Annotated in this window: 1 protein-coding gene; it reads right to left on the reverse strand. The window is 57.0% G+C overall.

Going from position 1 to position 314, the window contains the following annotated elements:
* Positions 1 to 292: aminoacyl--tRNA ligase-related protein (locus Q4563_RS18360; protein WP_303605530.1), on the reverse strand; the 292-nt coding region annotated here is incomplete at its 3' end.
* Positions 293 to 314: the final 22 nt, after the last annotated feature.

A 314-nucleotide genomic window follows, 5' to 3' on the forward strand; every position in this document is an offset into this window, starting at 1 on the left:
GGCGTATCTTGTAGCCGATTTTTTCATTACGGGTGTCGCTGTCGGTGCGGATACCGTGCAGGTTCAGCAGCTCGGCCAGCTGGCTGGCATAGTGGTTCTGGGCTTCGGCAATGGACATCACCACAGCCTGAACGGGTGATAGCCAGATCGGCAGCTTGCCGCTGTGATGCTCCAGCAGAATTCCGGTAAAACGTTCCAGTGAGCCGAACAGTGCCCGGTGCAGCATCACTGGCCGTTCGCGTTCTCCGGCTTCGTTGATGTAGCTGACGTCAAAACGTTCGGGCAGGTTCATATCGACTTGCAGCGTGCCACAT

It is taken from the genome of Gilvimarinus sp. 1_MG-2023, assembly GCF_030548285.1.